A 14487-nucleotide genomic window follows, 5' to 3' on the forward strand; every position below is an offset into this window, starting at 1 on the left:
ATCAGGTTTTATCAAAGACTGTTTTCGATTTTTCAATTGCCGTTTCGGCAATGTTTTTTTCCAGCGCATGGAGATATTCGGCAATACTCCAAGCCAATTTGTACCCCTTGGTAGTCAGCTCAATGCCGCTGACCAATTCGGGGACGGTCTTGAAAAGGAAATGGGCTTGTACACCGATAACCTGAGAGACCGTTTGCTCAATTTCTTCCCGCTTTTTTTCGGGCAAATCAAATGCGCTCCGAACCAAAATGGGGGTCGAACTGGATTGGAAAGCTTCCAGAAATTGTCTTTTTTCGGCTTCATTTAGGGTTTTCAACCGGCCTAGGAAGACCTTAATGGTCTGATCTTCCAAATCCATCGAAGCAAGGTCTGACAGCATTTTCTGTGTGATGGCGAAAACTTCCCGATGGACTTTCTCTTGGATTTCTTGCTTAAGGGAATGATGTGCTTCCATTGTGGTCTTCACTAACTGGGTACGCATCGTGGAGGCTTCGTTTCTGGCTTCCTCCAGGAGCTGCAGCCGCTTCTGTTCGGAGTCGTCATGTGCTTTCTTCATCAATTCCATTTTGGCCCTGTCAAAATCCTCGTTTTTGTGGAGAAACAATTCCTTTTCCTTTTCGGCCTCCTCTTTCTTGGAGGCAGCCTCTTCAAGTTGGGAGGCTATTTTTTTTTCTCGGGCATCGATGGCATTGAGAATGGGTTGGTAGAGAAATCGCCTGAGCAATCCCACCAAAATGAGGAAATTGAGTATCTGGGCGACAACAGTAAACCAATCGATTTGCATCTTGAAGTGATTTCGTCCTTAAAGAAAATGATTCCAAAATGGGTTGGCAAACACCAAGATCAACGAAAGCACAAAGCAATAGATTGCCGTAGATTCGATCATGGCCAAACCCACGAACAATGTTCTTGTGATGGTGGGTGCCGCATCGGGTTGCTGCGCAATGGCGGTCAATGCCTGGGAAACCGAGCGGCCTTCGCCAAGGGCAGGAAAGGCGGTTCCGATGGCGGTGGTCAATCCAGCTGTAACGATGGAGGCTACTCCGATAAGTGTAAGACTATCCATTTTAATTCTGTTTAGTTGATTATTGAGTTTAGGCAATGGCTTTGATTCTGATGGCTGCGGCAATGTAAACCGTTGCCAAAACGCTGAAAATATAGGCTTGCACAATTCCCGTCAATAAGCCCAGCATACTCATCACCACAGGGAAAATGAAAGGGGCAATGGTCAAAAGAATGGCGACGATCATGCCACCACTCATGATATTCCCAAACAACCTCACCGCCAGCGCGAGCGTCCGTGAAACCTCAGAGATCAGGTTGAAGGGCAGCATGATGAAGGTGGGTTTCAAGTAGCTTTGTAAATAGGCCAGAAGACCGTTTTTCCGAATTCCATAATACGGAACCGACAGGAATACACAGATTGCCAAACCGGCAGTAGTGGACAGAGAACCTGTGGGTGCTTGGTAAAAAGGAAAAATCATACAGATATTTGCCAACCCAATGAAAAGGAACAAGGTCCCGATAAAGGCGATGTATCTCTCCGGTTTTTCCAGGCCGATTTCCTTGATCTGATTGTTGATCATGATGACGATGATCTCAAGGATCAATTGCCAGCGGGAAATCCGGATGTCCGATTTTAGGTTTCTGGTGATCCATCCGGAAGAAATGACCATCATCGCCATCAGTGCCCAGGTGGTCACCATGGTGAGGTTAATATGGATATATCCATATTCCCAAAAAACCGTTTCGTCAGGACTGAGCTTCATGTTTGGATGGTTTTTTTTTCAGTTGAATTTGCTTTTCCTCACTTGGTTTGGTGGAGTGAAGGATGAGGTGCCGGGCAATCAGAAAACCCAAAATGCCGAAAAGGACGGTTTGCCAACTCCCTTGGGAGAGATAATAAAAACCAAACACCGTGATGCTGGTTCGGACCAAAAAACTGCCTATAAACCAAAACCCCGGTTTTTTTGCAGCAATTGCCTTGTTGACTGTCCACCAAAGGCCCCCAAAAAAGAAGATGCCCAAAACCCAACCGCCGATAAATCCCCATGCAAAATTTATGATCTCATCCATTGTCTTTTTCTTTTTTAAAGTCCAACTTTTGCTGTGCTTCATTCGGGTTCATTTCCCGGTTTTCATTGGCGACCCAGAACCAAGCGATCATGCAACCTGCAAATAGTCCAATGATCAAAAAGGTCAAGGTCCAAGAAAACGATTGGGGATAGTGCTTGTCCAGCCAGATGCCCAAGATCGTTCCCAATAAGGTAGGTACCGTCACCGACCAACCGACCATGCCAAACATCCCCAAGCCAAACCAAATGCTTCTTTTTTTTTCTCGGAGGGTTTTCAGTTTCCGAAGCTCTTTGGCCCCGACCTGTTGACTGAAAAATTCATCTTCCTTTTTTCGTTGTCCGGGAGGTTCCATTTTCTTATCGTTTGCTGAATTTTTCCAGTTGATAAATAAACCCACTTTCCAATTTCGCCATCACAGATCGGACTTTTCTTTCGGTTTCGTCCAATTCCATAAATTCCTTTTCAACCGATTCCCGGAGTTTTCCTAAGTTGGCTCCGCCAATCGCATTGCGGACAGCCACCAAGACTTCCCGTCCCGATTTGATCAGGATTCCCTCATCTATGGCCAGATATTGGACCTCCTCCGAAGCCGTTTCAAAAATCAAAATCCCCGGGACCAATGCCGCCACACCGTCCAATCTCTGCGGAAGCAAACCAAAAGCCCCAGAGCTGGTTTCCACGACTATCCTGATTACATTTTCGATCTCTGCGAAAACCATAAAGGGAAGGAGAATTTTAAGTGTCATCGACTGATTTTCCATGGCGGATTTTTTATTTTACGGGTACCGGGTTTTTTGCGATTTTGGAATCGTGAAGGTTTTCATTATTGGCCATGGACTTGGCCTTTTCCAATGCTTCCTCGATGTTGCCAACCATATAAAATGCGCTTTCGGGCATTTCCTTGAATTCATCTGCAAGGATTCTTGCGCAACCCGAAAGACTATCCTCCAAGCTGACGTATTTTCCGCTGATGCCACTGAATTGCTCGGTGGTGAAGAAAGGTTGCGTTAGAAATCGCTCCAATCTCCTGGCGCGGTTGACCAGGTTCCGGTCTTGTGTGGAGAGTTGTTCGAGTCCCAGCATGGCGATGATGTCCTTGAGGTCTTCATATTGCGCCAGCGTTTGCTTGACCTTTCGCGAAAGGTCATAGTGTTCCTTTCCGACGATTCCGGGAGTGGTCATTTTGGAATTGGATTGCAACAAATCGATGGCCGGATAAAGGCCTTCACTGGCTTTTTTTCGGGAAAGCACGATAGCCGCCGACAGGTGCGCAAAGGTGTGTACCGCTGCCGGATCGGTAAGGTCATCTGCAGGAACATACACGGCCTGTATGGAAGTGATGGCACCCGTAGCCGTGTTGGCGATCCGCTCCTCCAATTTGGACAACTCGGTGCCCATGGTGGGTTGATAGCCCAATCTGGAAGGCATCTGACCCAGTAATCCAGAGACTTCCATACCCGCCTGGATAAAGCGGAAGATGTTGTCGATGAGCAACAAAACATCCTTGAATTCATCATCCCTGAAGTATTCGGCCATCGTAAGCGCTGCGTGTCCAACCCTAAAACGAGCACCCGGAGGTTCATTCATCTGGCCAAACATCATGACCATATTGTCCAGAACACCGGCGGCTTTCATTTCATGATAGAGTTCATGGCCTTCACGGCAGCGCTCGCCGATGCCACAAAACATGCTGACGCCCTTGCCGTGCCCGACCATGTTGTGGATCATCTCCGTCAGCAAAACCGTTTTGCCCACTCCGGCACCGCCAAACAAGCCCGCCTTTCCGCCACGCTCTAATGGGATGAGCACATCGATGGCCTTGATACCCGTCAAAAAAACCTCGGATTTAGTGGATCTACTTGTCAAAGGAATATGTGCCTGATGGATGCTGCGCCATACGACTTCCTTCAACTCTTCTTTGTGGTCAATGGTATTTCCAAAAACATCAAACATCCTCCCCAGTATATTTTTACCAACGGGGACTTCCATTTGCTTTCCGGAAGATTCCACCACCATCCCACGCGCGAGTCCTTGGGTGGCCGTCAGAGCAATGCCCCGAATCCGATTGGCATCTATTTGTGCCATGACCTCTATGGCAATCTCGCCGTCTTTTCCCGTGTGCAGCAAGTTAAAAATGGAAGGCAAATTGTTTTCAAACCAAATATCCACCACGCTACCCCTTACGGAAATGACTTTTCCATAATTCAGAGAATGGTTCTTTTTTGCTGAATTCAACTCCATATCCTGTATGTGTATTTTAGACTACAAAGAATCCGTAAACAAGCCCACCAAAAATGAAATGCAGGTTGGTCATGTCGAAAAGTGTTTATTTCAAAAACAAAACATGTACTACAGTATATTAAAAATAATTAATATTTACATCTAAACGATTTAAATAAACAAAAATTTAATTAATATATTTAAAAATATAATTTTTAAAGAATATTTTAAGTGGGAAAAGGGATTTTTGTTTTTAGGGTTCTTGTTTTGCTCTTTTCACAAAGAAATTCGGGAATTGTCAGCGTTTTTTTTCTGAAGGAAAAACTTTGGTTTCTTGTTATTTAAGGGTGATGGTAGAGTTAAGGTTTTAAAAAATAAAAGCCGTTTTTTTGGGATTCATGCATAAGTAAATCCGGCGCAAAGCAAAAGTTGTAAATACTTTTTGAATTCAAAAGCAGAGGAAAATTGCTCATTTCTACACTAATTTATTGTATTTAAATTTAAAAAATATGCGAAATAACAATTTAATATTGATATAGAGTATAATAATGATATAAAATGTGATTTATATCATTGTCAAATCATCGGCTTTTGACTAACTTCATTTCTAAATCAAAAGGACGACCATGATGAAAAAAATCCTTTTTGCGACCGATTTTTCTGAGAATGCGGCGGCGGCCTTGGTTTTTGCGATAAAAATGGCGCAGAAACACCATGCGTCTCTGGTAATGCTTCATATTTTCGATGTGCCCACTTCCTGGAATTATCCCTATACTGATGATCCTATCGAAATGGAAAGGGAGGCACTCAAGGATTCCTTGAGCAAGTTGAAGGCCTATTTTCAAGAATATGCGAAGGATGACAGTGTGGGGCTGGAAGTGAGTTACCATGCACGTGAAAACCTTTCTCATGTAAAAGGCATTGTTTCATTTGCTCTGGAACAGGAGCCTCAATTGATCGTGATAGGGACCAGAGGGGGGAGCATGGCCAAGGAGATTATAGTGGGTGGAACTGCCAAATCCCTGATCCCAAGATCGCCAGCACCCGTCTTGGCGGTGCCTGAAGTTGCCATTTTCAGGGAGGTAAAAAATGTACTGTACCTGACAGACTTCCATGAAATGGATGTGGAGGCCATTCGAAAGTTGATAGAAATCCTGGCACCTTATGATCCGGAAATCAGCATCACCCATGTGAACACCTATTTAATCGATAGCGGACATGAAAAGAAAGAATGGTTTGAGAACTTGGTCAAGGAAAATCTCCCCGCTAAAAAAATCCATTTTCATCAAATTTTGGCCGATAATATCTACGATGGCATTAATTCCTATCTCAACGACAACCGGTTGGATATGCTCGTGATGCTTGAAAAAAGACGGGAGAGTTTCCTGGATAAGATTTTTCACAAGGATCTTGTCAAGCGCATGGATTTTCACACAACCATGCCCCTTTTGAGTTTCAATGAGCATTATTTGCGTGGACTTCCGTAGGCAAAGCCAAATTTTCATCCTTAACAATTAAAATCATGGTGGCTAGAAGATTGTATTTGGCTTTGATGGTCCTGTCTGTGGCGATGGGGATTTATTTTTACGGAATATCCGTCCAAAATTTCGATCCGGAATTTTTATACTATTTTGCCATGCTGCCTTTTTTTATGTTTGTTACCGGTTTCCATGGGTTTTTGGCGCATTCGCTCAGTACTTTAAAGAAGAGCAAAATGGTTTTTTTTCCGCTCCTCATGGGTTTTCTATTTGTATTCTTGTTCTTTATCCATCTCTTCGTGATTATGCCCCTTTTGTGTCCAAATCTTTAAAATCTCCATCAATATGAATGACTTAAATCAGATCATGAATGAAATCACACAGCTCACTGTCAATATCGAAAACAACTATCCCGAATTGTACACTTTTCTGGATGAAAACCCAATCACGATCCCTTCCGAAATTGACCCTAAGGTCGATCTTGCTGCTTATCAGGATTATCTCGAAAGCCTCAAGCAACTCTTGAAACACCATATCGAAGAGCATCGCATCAAAAGGGAAAATGAAGGGGTTTAGCAGCTAAAATTGATTTTTAAACAGTAATAGGTGTGAAAAAATGAGTTTTGCCCAAACCTCGGTTTCATTTCAATAACAGAACAACTCCAGAATTTTTTCAGGGAGCCTGTTGTCAAAGGAAGTAAAGAGCCGATTGGTGGTCTTATTCTACAGGTTATTTTTGATGGCTTCGCAAGTCAATTTAATTTCAAAGCCACCATCATTCCCGTCAATTGCGTTGAAAACCTCTCCTCCAGTACATTCCATTCCCATGTCTTGTGCGACTCGTAAGCTGTTTTTTCCATTTTCTGTTCTCATAAACGCTTCGAAATCAGACTGATCTAAAACACCGTTTTTTATGGAATGATCCCTTTTCCATTTTTTTCCGGAATCCGATACCACATTCATTCGCTTCAAGGTTTTCAATCCGATATTTTCTGCCCCTGTTGCATTTCCCAAAATTTCTTTCTGCTTTTGGATGGCTTCATTGGCAAAGAAATTTGCCATATATGGATTTCTGAAATTGTCATGCATCTCCCAATTTCCATTTTTGAAGATGTTGTGGAAATAGAGTTGGTGAACTTGAGGGATGAATATGTCAGTCGCGAAATTCTCAAAAGTCGTGACAGAAAAATCTTTTTTATGAACTCTTGAATGCTGTTCAAATTCATCCAATCTGTAGGGATCTTTTCTGACAAGGCGGTCGGCCGCTTCATTGGAATAACTTAAGTCGGTTGCAGCCTCCTTCACTTCTTTTTTCCGGTCTTCCCAAGGTGCTCCTGATGGAGAATTTTCAATGTTGATTTCTTCTCCACCAGATTTCTTCGCCAGGTCATCGACGATTTTAGTCTTGGAGCCATTGTCCGCTGTGCCGATTACGCTCTCTACTTCTTCATTGGTTACCCGCTGTATTGTCCCTTGACTTGGGTTTAAGGACTGGACTTGGTTGATTGATTCCGTTTTGGTAGGGCTTGCCGAACTTCGGTGTTTTTCTTTTTTCTGGACAAATCCTTGCTGTTTAAGGGCATAATTGTTTGCCATTGCTTGTAATTGAGTGCTTTGGCTGGCATGAGGACTACTATTGGCAGCTTTCGTCAAATTCTTCTGAAGACTTGTTTCAAGACGTTTATCCAAAAAATACAATGGAGATGCTTGATTACCATTTTTGATTGACCTTTGATTGGGGCCTGATTTGCCTTTATTTCCGAGTATTTTACCAGCGTGTTGCTTCATGGGGATTCCAAAACTTAAACCTGAATGGTGGAGCAATCCAAAACATCGAAATTTTCGAGATTTGGAGATAGGTGAAAATAGTTTGTAATCAATTGATATGCAAGGGTTAGCCTTAATTTGATCCGCGAATTGCGATTTTAAAATTCAATTTTACTGAAACAGTGCGATTGAAACCGGGAACCAGAGACTCTCATCGATCAAAAAATATTCTTGATTGCCTTGTTCACCATTTACCCCTTTCTATGCTATGGGCTTTCAAGTGGGTTTGAAACTGCCAGAAAATCAGAGTGTTTGAAGCACAAATCGGAGTACCATTCTCAAGTTAAAAAAAGCAAAACAACTCTCTGATTATTTAGAAACTTCAGGCTGGAAGGGTAATTCATATCAGGAATTTAAAGTTGGATTAATTCCAACATTTACCGATCCTTTGCCTAAAATCCATTTCTCAATTCCCCAAAATATCGGATTTCTTGGCTGTCTTGGTTTGCTTGATGCGGTAGTTCAGCGTGAGGTTGATTTGTCTTCGGACATTTTGGAAATCTCCGATGGTGATGAAATCTTCCCCTTCAATTGTGTAGCGATTTCTCCGGGTGTTGAAGACATCCATCACGTTCAAGATCATGGTTCCACGACCCTTGAAGACATCTTTGCTCGCAGAAATATCAAAGAAATAAATGGATTTTCGGGTGCCTTGGGCAGTTTTCTGCTTGGCTTCATAATTGGACCTGAGCTGAAGATCGAGCCCATTCGAGAGATTGAAACGGGAGCTCTGTCTGGCAAACCAAGAATATGTGGTCGCTTGGTAGGAATCCAATATATTGCTGCCGTCGATGTCCGCATAGAAGAGATTGAAATTCACATCCAATTTCCACCAGTCAAAAGGGGAGTAGTCGCTCGAAAATTCCACCCCGAAGGATTTTTCCGACAAGAGATTTTCTGTGACCGTCACCGAATTGCCTCTTTCGTCCACGGTCCTGATGCGGTCGATTTTATCAAGTGTACTTCTGTAATACACCGTCGAAAACAGCGATCCCTTTTCGAAATATTTGATGTGGCCCAATTCATAGGCATTGGTAAATTCAGGTTCCAAGTCCGGATTGCCGCTGAAGAAATTTCTGGAATCCGAAAAGGTGACGTAGGGGCTCAAATCATTGTAAAACGGTCTTCTCACCCTGCGGCTGTAGCTCAATTGAAATGCGTTTTCTGTCGATAGATTATAGGTCAAATGTGCACTTGGGAAGAGGTTGAGGTAATTCCTGGGGTTGACCACATCGGTTTTGACCAAGGTGGTTTTTACGTCTGTCCATTCGGCTCTGACACCTCCCTGATAACTCAGTTTTTTCGTTTTGTTACCCAAAATCCCATAAGCAGCATGGATGTTTTCCTGGTATAGGAAAATATTATCCAAACCCGGAAGGGCAATGAATTCACCTGCCTCATTTTGTTCTTTGACGACAAAATCATTCTCCATATTCCTGAAACTTGTCCGCAGACCCGTCTCGAATTTTCCTTCGCTGCCTATCGGCTTGGTATAGTCTACCTGTAGCAGATATTGTTTTTCGAACTCATCGTTGAGCGAGGTTTGGACTTCCGATTGAGAAGGTATTGGCGTTCCATCGGGTTTGAAGGTGAATTGGGTGAATACCTGGTCCGAACTTTCCCAGTAGTCCAAATGCGTAAATGAAGCGATGAGCTCATGTCCTTTTTGGGCAAAGGACCTTTTGTAACTCAGGATGTATTCGGAATTGGGTTCTTTTTCATCCTCTACCTGTCTTCTTTGGGAATAGCTTTGCAATTCGCTTTTGGAGTTGTAATAGTCGTCATAGCGGATATCCGTAATCCTTCTTGCATCGCTTCTTCGGAGAAGATAAGAAGCTGTCAGAATACTGTTTTCATTGAAATAGTAATCCAAGCCGCCTCGGATATTGTTGTTCATACTTTTTACAGTTCCGCTGGTGTTTTGGTCTGAAATGAAAATAGTATCCCCCCCAAAGACTTCCTGGTAGAGGTTGCCGACTCTTGGCACCCTGCGATGGGCGATTCCATAATTGATAAACCAGTTGATTTTTTTGTGCCGGTAGTTCAGGTTGGCAGCCAAACCCAAATTGGTAGGATTTCCGGCAATGACCTCAAAGGAACCGTTGAAACCCTGGTTGTTTTCTTTTTTCAGGACGATGTTGATTACCCCGGCCATGCCCTCGGCCTCATACCTTGCGGATGGATTGGTGACGACTTCCACCCGCTCCACCATGCTGGCAGGTAATTGTTGCAGGCCGCTGCTCCCCTTGAAACTGACCAAACCGGAGGGTTTTCCATCGATCAAAATCCTGACATTTCCGGAGCCCCTGAGCCGCACGTTTCCTTCGGGATCCACCGAAACCGAGGGCAGGTTCATCAAGATGTCGGAAGCCGTTCCACCGGCATTTGCAAGGTCTCTACCCACGTTGAAAATCCGTTTGTCAAGGGAAAGCTCCATCAGGGTTTTTTCACCTTGGACTACAACTTCGTCTAGATCACCAATGGTTGGCTTGAGCCTGATTTCCTTAAGGTCAATGGATAGGTTGTCTTTGGAGACTTCAAAAGTTGCGGTTTTCAAAGCATCATAGCCCATAAACTCGATAAGCGCATAATAGCTACCAAATGGGATTTCCAGGAGAAAAACCCCTTCGTCATCGGTGATATTCCCTTCTGTCAAAACATCCTGATCAGAATAAATTCCCACGGTTGCGAAAGAAAGAGGAGTGGAGGAAACCGCATCCATTACCTTTCCCTGGATCTTTCCTTTGCGGGGGATTTGCTGACCTAATGAAGTGAAAGAAGTGCACAGTGAAAGCGTAAGGATTCCTAGGATTACTTTCTTTCTAATGGAGGGAATGAAATTCATGAAAGGATGAGAATTAATGTTCTGGGTAAATGAGATAAAACCAATAGCAATGCAGTACGATGATCTTGGTTATTTTAATATGTTCGGTGTAAAAACCTAAATGCAATATATTCTTTCCTGATGAGGGTTTGTGCAGATTTATGATGGAAGCGTGTTTTTTACATTTAAAAATAGGGCATTTTAAGATTGAGTTTAAAGGATCGCCATTCAGGCAAAAAAAAGTATATCCTGTTGTTCCGGACAAAACAATCTATGGTTGTTTGATCGCCAAATTTGATCCTGAAAAAAATGAATAAACCCGCTATCCCTGTGAATTATCAAAAGAATAAAAACTCAAAACCAGGATAATTTTCTTTTGGGAGATTAAAAAATGGGAGGGGAAATAGTCAGGATTTGTAAATATTTACGGATTGGAACAACCCTAATTTATTCTATTTACCAGCCGATATATCTCTTGACAATGATTTGGACCTGCATCAAAATATCGGGATTCACCAATTTGTTTTTCATGTTGTTGCCATCAATTTCCGAGTTGGTCATGGTAATTGCCGTGAATTCCAGGGCATAATCCCAATCAAAATCCAAGTTGGAGCTAACGCCAAACCTAAAGGGGATATAGGCAGCCGTAGTTGATTTATCGGAAATCTCGATGACATTTCCGCTCATTGGTGTAAAATTAGTCACTTTCTGCTCGCGCACCACATGCATGACACCAACTCCCAAGCCTGCATAAAAACTAACCACATCTGGCACTCTGTTGCGCACTTCTGGGTTAAAATTATAGACGGGCATGACATCTGCAAAAAATCCGATGCCCTTAAAATCAAAGGCCTGCCCGTTGTTTCCCCACTCGATCACAGTTTGGTCAGAGATGTTTTCGTACCCTCCACTGTTCATCCATTGCGCACCAATAGTGCTTTTCAGGTCAAATCTGTGTGAGAGTTGTTTGTTGTAGGAAAATGCCATTGCTGGAAGCATCTTGAATTTGAAGGAGCTAAAGTCACCTGTGTTTTCACCATAAACCATTGATGGACCGACGCCTAATGAAACGTGATCTCTAGATTGTTGGGCATGGAGGGCTTCCGAAAAACCAAAGAGGAGAAAGGTAAGGGCTAGAATTTTATACATATCGAGTGGTGAATGGAATGGATTGAAAAATCACTTTGTGAGCGGAATTGATGTCAAGACTCAAAATTTGGTCAATAATTAGGCCAGTTCATGTTTTTGATACATGGAATTGGGCATTTCTTTGGATTGTCCAATTGGGGAAAGATCAATGAAAATATGCGTGAATATAATTCAATCATTGCGAGTGAATGGGATATATGATTTAAAAATATAGGATACATCCTGATCCACAAAGGAATATTCAAAAATGCCGGGAGTTTTTTACACACCTCACAATATTTTTACAAGGGGCCAATCCCTGGAGTTCCCAAAAAACCTGCCTTATTGTCCTAAAGTAAGGGCATAAGTTCCAAATTTTTCCCAACAAAAAGCCCCGTTTTGAGTATATTGAGGCATGCACATCTTAAAAAAAATAGCAGAGCGGGTATTTGATCCCGAATTGGAATTCAAGGCCACCCGCAGCAGTGGCCCGGGTGGGCAAAACGTCAATAAAGTGAATACAAAGGTTAGCCTTCGTTTTGACATCCATAACTCCGAATTTTTGGTGGATAGGGAAAGGCAAGTCCTGCTGACAAAATACGCATCCAAAGTGACCACGGAAGGTGTCTTGATCATCGACGCCCAGGAAACAAGATCCCAACTCCAAAACAAGGAGCTTGCCATCCAAAAATTCTATGAGTTGCTTTCGAAAGCATTCAAACCCAAAAAAATCCGATTGAAAACCAAGCCGGGTAAGGGGGCAGTCCAAAAACGGCTGAATGAGAAAAAAGCGCATGGGGAAAAGAAAGCCAACAGAAGGCGATTGGAATAATGGAGGGCATGATTTTTTGACCTGGAATAAGGTATTCAAAAAATCAGAACCAAAACCCATGACAAGAATTCCCGTTCGACCCTCTGTGGATTCCAGGTTTTGTCCGAGATGAAACATGAAAAACGGATTTGTTCTTGATGTCAAATCTTCCCAAATGAAATTTCAAACAGGCATCTGTCAAAACCCAAAGGAGGAATTTACCGGGTTTTAAACGTCAATTATATCCATTTCAACCTTTCCCGACATCTATTATGGTCACGAAGATCGAAAAAAAACAACTTTGGTACGAGGAAATCGCCTTGAGGGAGTTGAACGAATGGTTGTATAAAAACAAAAAGAAGGCCTCACTCCTGAATCGGGCAGCCAAGGGAATCCAAAACAAGATCAATAACCTCATTCCCGAAAAAGTACATCAGGCCATTACCTATGCCATCGAAAAAATGGTGAAAGGCGTATTGGTTGGCAATAAGTTCATCACCTCGACGCCACAAGCCGAAATGGAACTTTGGGCCGCGGAAATCAAAGTGAAGAAAATGATATCCATCTATACGAAGACGGCTTCTGCCGAAGGCGCCATCACCGGAGCCGGTGGCATCTTGATGGGTTTTGCGGATTTGCCAGCTTTCTTGGCCATCAAGATGAAGATGCTCTTCGAAATGGCATCTGCTTATGGCTACAATGTCAAGGATCTTAAGGAAAGGTTTTTTATCCTCTATATCTTCAAAGTCACCTTTTCCAGCCAAGACACCAGAATTGAGGCCGTCGGTATTTTGGAAAAATGGGAAGCATTCAGCAAAACCCTCCCCGAAAACATGGACGATTTTGACTGGAGGACTTTCCAGCTGGAATACCGCGATTATATGGATCTGGCCAAGTTGGCACAGTTAATTCCCATCATCGGTGCTGGAGTGGGAGCGATCGCCAATTACAAAATGACCAAAATGCTGGGTGAGAATGCCATGAACGCTTATCGGTTGCGGTATTTTGACCGAACGATGGGGGCAAAGGAGTAAGTTATTCCCTTGTAAAAAAAACTTCTTCAAAAACACACTCAAAATAAGGAAGGGTTCCGAGATTTTTGGTCTGGAACCATTCCCTTTTGATGACAATTTTTGGAGTACAGCTTCAATTTTTTTATCTATAACTCAAAGCAATTTTATTTGACCTGTGCTATGCATTAACATTTTTACTCGGGTCAGAATTTACTTAAACATCAGTCAAATGGGAAGCGGAGTGCATGTTTCGGGTTCAATAATTTCGAAACATTGAAAGCATTATTCGGCACTGATCATCCAGTTGATGCCAAATTTGTCAGTGAACATGCCAAAGTAAGCATCCCAGAAAGTATCGCCCATGGGCATGGTTATTTGTCCCCCAACGGATAGTCCGTGGAACAGACGGTCCGCTTCGGATTTGTCATTCGTCTTGAGTGATATCGAAAAATTATTTCCTTGAATGAATTTTGGGGCCCATTCCCCACCGGTATCACTTCCCATCAGGAAAGTTTCTTTGCTGATGGGCAATGAAACATGCATGATTTGATTGGCCATTTCTTCCGATAATGGAGGCATTCCTTCTTGTGGAGGCATTTCGCTGAATCGGGTGAGGTCTTCTAATTCCCCGCCCAACACGGATTGGTAAAAATTGAATGCCTCTTCACAGTTGCCCAGAAAGTTGAGATAGATGTTGGCTGTTAGCATGGTTTTGTCGGTTTAGATAAGTTGAAAATATCGAGACAGGGATTTCCCTATTCAAAATTGTGCTGCTTAAATTTAATTCTTTTTGATGGGAATTACATCCATTTCAAAAAGCCATTCAATATTTTCCGGAAACAATATTGCATTGATAAAATCCGATGTTACCTTCTTTGAATAAAGCCGAATGGATTAAAATCCAATTAATCATTATTTCAATCCGTGTTGAGAATTAAGGGAAAAACAAAAATCGGAGAGGATCAATGCCTTCCCATTCTTGAGGCTGGAAAATTCTTCTTTAGGTTTAGCTGAACAATTTTTGCAACCTTAGAAAAGAGCAACCCGAAGAAGGAAGACTATGATTATCATTTTGGCAAAGACAAGAAATCTTAATTTTCAGCTATTGAT

At 42.7% G+C, this 14487-nt stretch carries 16 protein-coding genes; 5 read left to right on the top strand and 11 right to left on the bottom strand.

Going from position 1 to position 14487, the window contains the following annotated elements; genetic code table 11:
• Position 1: 1 nt before the first annotated feature.
• From F824_RS25790 to atpD, 7 genes are read right to left on the bottom strand one after another with little or no spacing between them, the layout of a single operon-like run.
• Positions 2 to 784, bottom strand: coding sequence for a F0F1 ATP synthase subunit B family protein (locus F824_RS25790; RefSeq protein WP_019598116.1), 783 nt, complete (start codon positions 782 to 784; stop codon positions 2 to 4).
• Between the two features lie 18 nt (positions 785 to 802).
• Positions 803 to 1066: a F0F1 ATP synthase subunit C gene (locus F824_RS0111890; protein WP_019598117.1), complete on the bottom strand. Its 264-nt coding sequence runs from the start codon at positions 1064 to 1066 to the stop codon at positions 803 to 805.
• A 28-nt stretch (positions 1067 to 1094) separates the two neighbouring features.
• A complete protein-coding gene (locus F824_RS0111895; RefSeq protein ID WP_019598118.1) occupies positions 1095 to 1769 on the bottom strand; it encodes a F0F1 ATP synthase subunit A in 675 nt (224 codons plus the stop codon).
• On the bottom strand, positions 1753 to 2076 hold the full coding sequence (locus F824_RS0111900) for an ATP synthase subunit I (protein ID WP_019598119.1): 324 nt from the start codon (positions 2074 to 2076) through the stop codon (positions 1753 to 1755). Before F824_RS0111900 ends, F824_RS0111895 begins: the two co-directional genes overlap by 17 nt.
• Positions 2069 to 2428 carry an AtpZ/AtpI family protein gene (locus F824_RS0111905; protein WP_019598120.1) on the bottom strand — a complete coding sequence of 120 codons (360 nt, stop codon included), beginning with the start codon at positions 2426 to 2428 and terminating at the stop codon, positions 2069 to 2071. Before F824_RS0111905 ends, F824_RS0111900 begins: the two co-directional genes overlap by 8 nt.
• A 4-nt stretch (positions 2429 to 2432) precedes the next feature.
• On the bottom strand, positions 2433 to 2837 hold the full coding sequence (locus tag F824_RS0111910) for a F0F1 ATP synthase subunit epsilon (protein WP_026333672.1): 405 nt from the start codon (positions 2835 to 2837) through the stop codon (positions 2433 to 2435).
• 10 nt (positions 2838 to 2847) lie between these two features.
• Positions 2848 to 4317, bottom strand: a complete 1470-nt coding sequence (atpD, locus tag F824_RS0111915; protein ID WP_019598122.1) for a F0F1 ATP synthase subunit beta — start codon at positions 4315 to 4317, stop codon at positions 2848 to 2850.
• A 605-nt stretch (positions 4318 to 4922) separates the two neighbouring features.
• Between atpD and F824_RS0111930 the strand changes: the two genes are divergently transcribed.
• Genes F824_RS0111930 through F824_RS0111940 form a run of 3 tightly spaced genes read left to right on the top strand, consistent with a single transcriptional unit; the run spans position 4923 to position 6350 of the window.
• A complete protein-coding gene (locus F824_RS0111930) occupies positions 4923 to 5783 on the top strand; it encodes a universal stress protein (protein WP_019598125.1) in 861 nt (286 codons plus the stop codon).
• A gap of 35 nt (positions 5784 to 5818) precedes the next feature.
• On the top strand, positions 5819 to 6106 hold the full coding sequence (locus tag F824_RS0111935; RefSeq protein ID WP_019598126.1) for a hypothetical protein: 288 nt from the start codon (positions 5819 to 5821) through the stop codon (positions 6104 to 6106).
• A gap of 13 nt (positions 6107 to 6119) precedes the next feature.
• On the top strand, positions 6120 to 6350 hold the full coding sequence (locus F824_RS0111940; protein WP_019598127.1) for a hypothetical protein: 231 nt from the start codon (positions 6120 to 6122) through the stop codon (positions 6348 to 6350).
• 147 nt (positions 6351 to 6497) lie between these two features.
• On the opposite strand, the gene F824_RS0111945 is transcribed toward F824_RS0111940, so the two are convergent.
• The 3 genes from F824_RS0111945 to F824_RS0111960 all read right to left on the bottom strand — a co-directional run bounded on the left by F824_RS0111945 (position 6498) and on the right by F824_RS0111960 (position 11574).
• Entirely contained in the window at positions 6498 to 7370 is an 873-nt protein-coding gene (locus tag F824_RS0111945; RefSeq protein ID WP_139189804.1) for a hypothetical protein, read from the bottom strand.
• A gap of 637 nt (positions 7371 to 8007) precedes the next feature.
• On the bottom strand, positions 8008 to 10446 hold the full coding sequence (locus tag F824_RS0111950) for a TonB-dependent receptor family protein (protein WP_019598129.1): 2439 nt from the start codon (positions 10444 to 10446) through the stop codon (positions 8008 to 8010).
• Positions 10447 to 10881: 435 nt separating this feature from the next.
• Positions 10882 to 11574, bottom strand: coding sequence for a hypothetical protein (locus F824_RS0111960; protein WP_019598131.1), 693 nt, complete (start codon positions 11572 to 11574; stop codon positions 10882 to 10884).
• A gap of 394 nt (positions 11575 to 11968) precedes the next feature.
• Here F824_RS0111960 and arfB point away from each other — a divergent pair, with 394 nt between their 5' ends.
• Together arfB and F824_RS25795 are read left to right on the top strand one after the other, a co-directional pair.
• Positions 11969 to 12385 carry an alternative ribosome rescue aminoacyl-tRNA hydrolase ArfB gene (gene arfB / locus F824_RS0111970; protein ID WP_019598133.1) on the top strand — a complete coding sequence of 139 codons (417 nt, stop codon included), beginning with the start codon at positions 11969 to 11971 and terminating at the stop codon, positions 12383 to 12385.
• A 251-nt stretch (positions 12386 to 12636) separates the two neighbouring features.
• The gene (locus tag F824_RS25795; protein ID WP_019598135.1) at positions 12637 to 13398 is read left to right on the top strand and encodes an EcsC family protein; all 762 of its coding nucleotides are present in this window, start codon (positions 12637 to 12639) and stop codon (positions 13396 to 13398) included.
• A 261-nt stretch (positions 13399 to 13659) separates the two neighbouring features.
• Here F824_RS25795 and F824_RS0111985 read toward each other — a convergent pair whose 3' ends face one another.
• The gene (locus tag F824_RS0111985) at positions 13660 to 14085 is read right to left on the bottom strand and encodes a VOC family protein (RefSeq protein WP_019598136.1); all 426 of its coding nucleotides are present in this window, start codon (positions 14083 to 14085) and stop codon (positions 13660 to 13662) included.
• Positions 14086 to 14487: the final 402 nt, after the last annotated feature.

The organism is Rhodonellum psychrophilum GCM71 = DSM 17998 (genome assembly GCF_000381545.1).
In the GTDB taxonomy this organism is placed as follows: Bacteria; Bacteroidota; Bacteroidia; order Cytophagales; family Cyclobacteriaceae; genus Rhodonellum; species Rhodonellum psychrophilum.

Excerpts from the sequence above, each read along its gene's own strand:
- F824_RS25795 (WP_019598135.1), top strand. The coding sequence starts at position 12,637 with ATGGTCACGAAGATCGAAAAAAAACAACTTTGGTACGAGGAAATCGCC.
- F824_RS0111960 (WP_019598131.1), bottom strand. The coding sequence starts at position 11,574 with ATGTATAAAATTCTAGCCCTTACCTTTCTCCTCTTTGGTTTTTCGGAA.
- F824_RS0111895 (WP_019598118.1), bottom strand. The coding sequence starts at position 1,769 with ATGAAGCTCAGTCCTGACGAAACGGTTTTTTGGGAATATGGATATATC.
- F824_RS0111940 (WP_019598127.1), top strand. The coding sequence starts at position 6,120 with ATGAATGACTTAAATCAGATCATGAATGAAATCACACAGCTCACTGTC.
- F824_RS25790 (WP_019598116.1), bottom strand. The coding sequence starts at position 784 with ATGCAAATCGATTGGTTTACTGTTGTCGCCCAGATACTCAATTTCCTC.
- arfB (WP_019598133.1), top strand. The coding sequence starts at position 11,969 with ATGCACATCTTAAAAAAAATAGCAGAGCGGGTATTTGATCCCGAATTG.
- atpD (WP_019598122.1), bottom strand. The coding sequence starts at position 4,317 with ATGGAGTTGAATTCAGCAAAAAAGAACCATTCTCTGAATTATGGAAAA.
- F824_RS0111945 (WP_139189804.1), bottom strand. The coding sequence starts at position 7,370 with ATGGCAAACAATTATGCCCTTAAACAGCAAGGATTTGTCCAGAAAAAA.
- F824_RS0111930 (WP_019598125.1), top strand. The coding sequence starts at position 4,923 with ATGATGAAAAAAATCCTTTTTGCGACCGATTTTTCTGAGAATGCGGCG.
- F824_RS0111905 (WP_019598120.1), bottom strand. The coding sequence starts at position 2,428 with ATGGAACCTCCCGGACAACGAAAAAAGGAAGATGAATTTTTCAGTCAA.
- F824_RS0111950 (WP_019598129.1), bottom strand. The coding sequence starts at position 10,446 with ATGAATTTCATTCCCTCCATTAGAAAGAAAGTAATCCTAGGAATCCTT.
- F824_RS0111910 (WP_026333672.1), bottom strand. The coding sequence starts at position 2,837 with ATGGAAAATCAGTCGATGACACTTAAAATTCTCCTTCCCTTTATGGTT.
- F824_RS0111900 (WP_019598119.1), bottom strand. The coding sequence starts at position 2,076 with ATGGATGAGATCATAAATTTTGCATGGGGATTTATCGGCGGTTGGGTT.
- F824_RS0111890 (WP_019598117.1), bottom strand. The coding sequence starts at position 1,066 with ATGGATAGTCTTACACTTATCGGAGTAGCCTCCATCGTTACAGCTGGA.
- F824_RS0111935 (WP_019598126.1), top strand. The coding sequence starts at position 5,819 with ATGGTGGCTAGAAGATTGTATTTGGCTTTGATGGTCCTGTCTGTGGCG.
- F824_RS0111985 (WP_019598136.1), bottom strand. The coding sequence starts at position 14,085 with ATGCTAACAGCCAACATCTATCTCAACTTTCTGGGCAACTGTGAAGAG.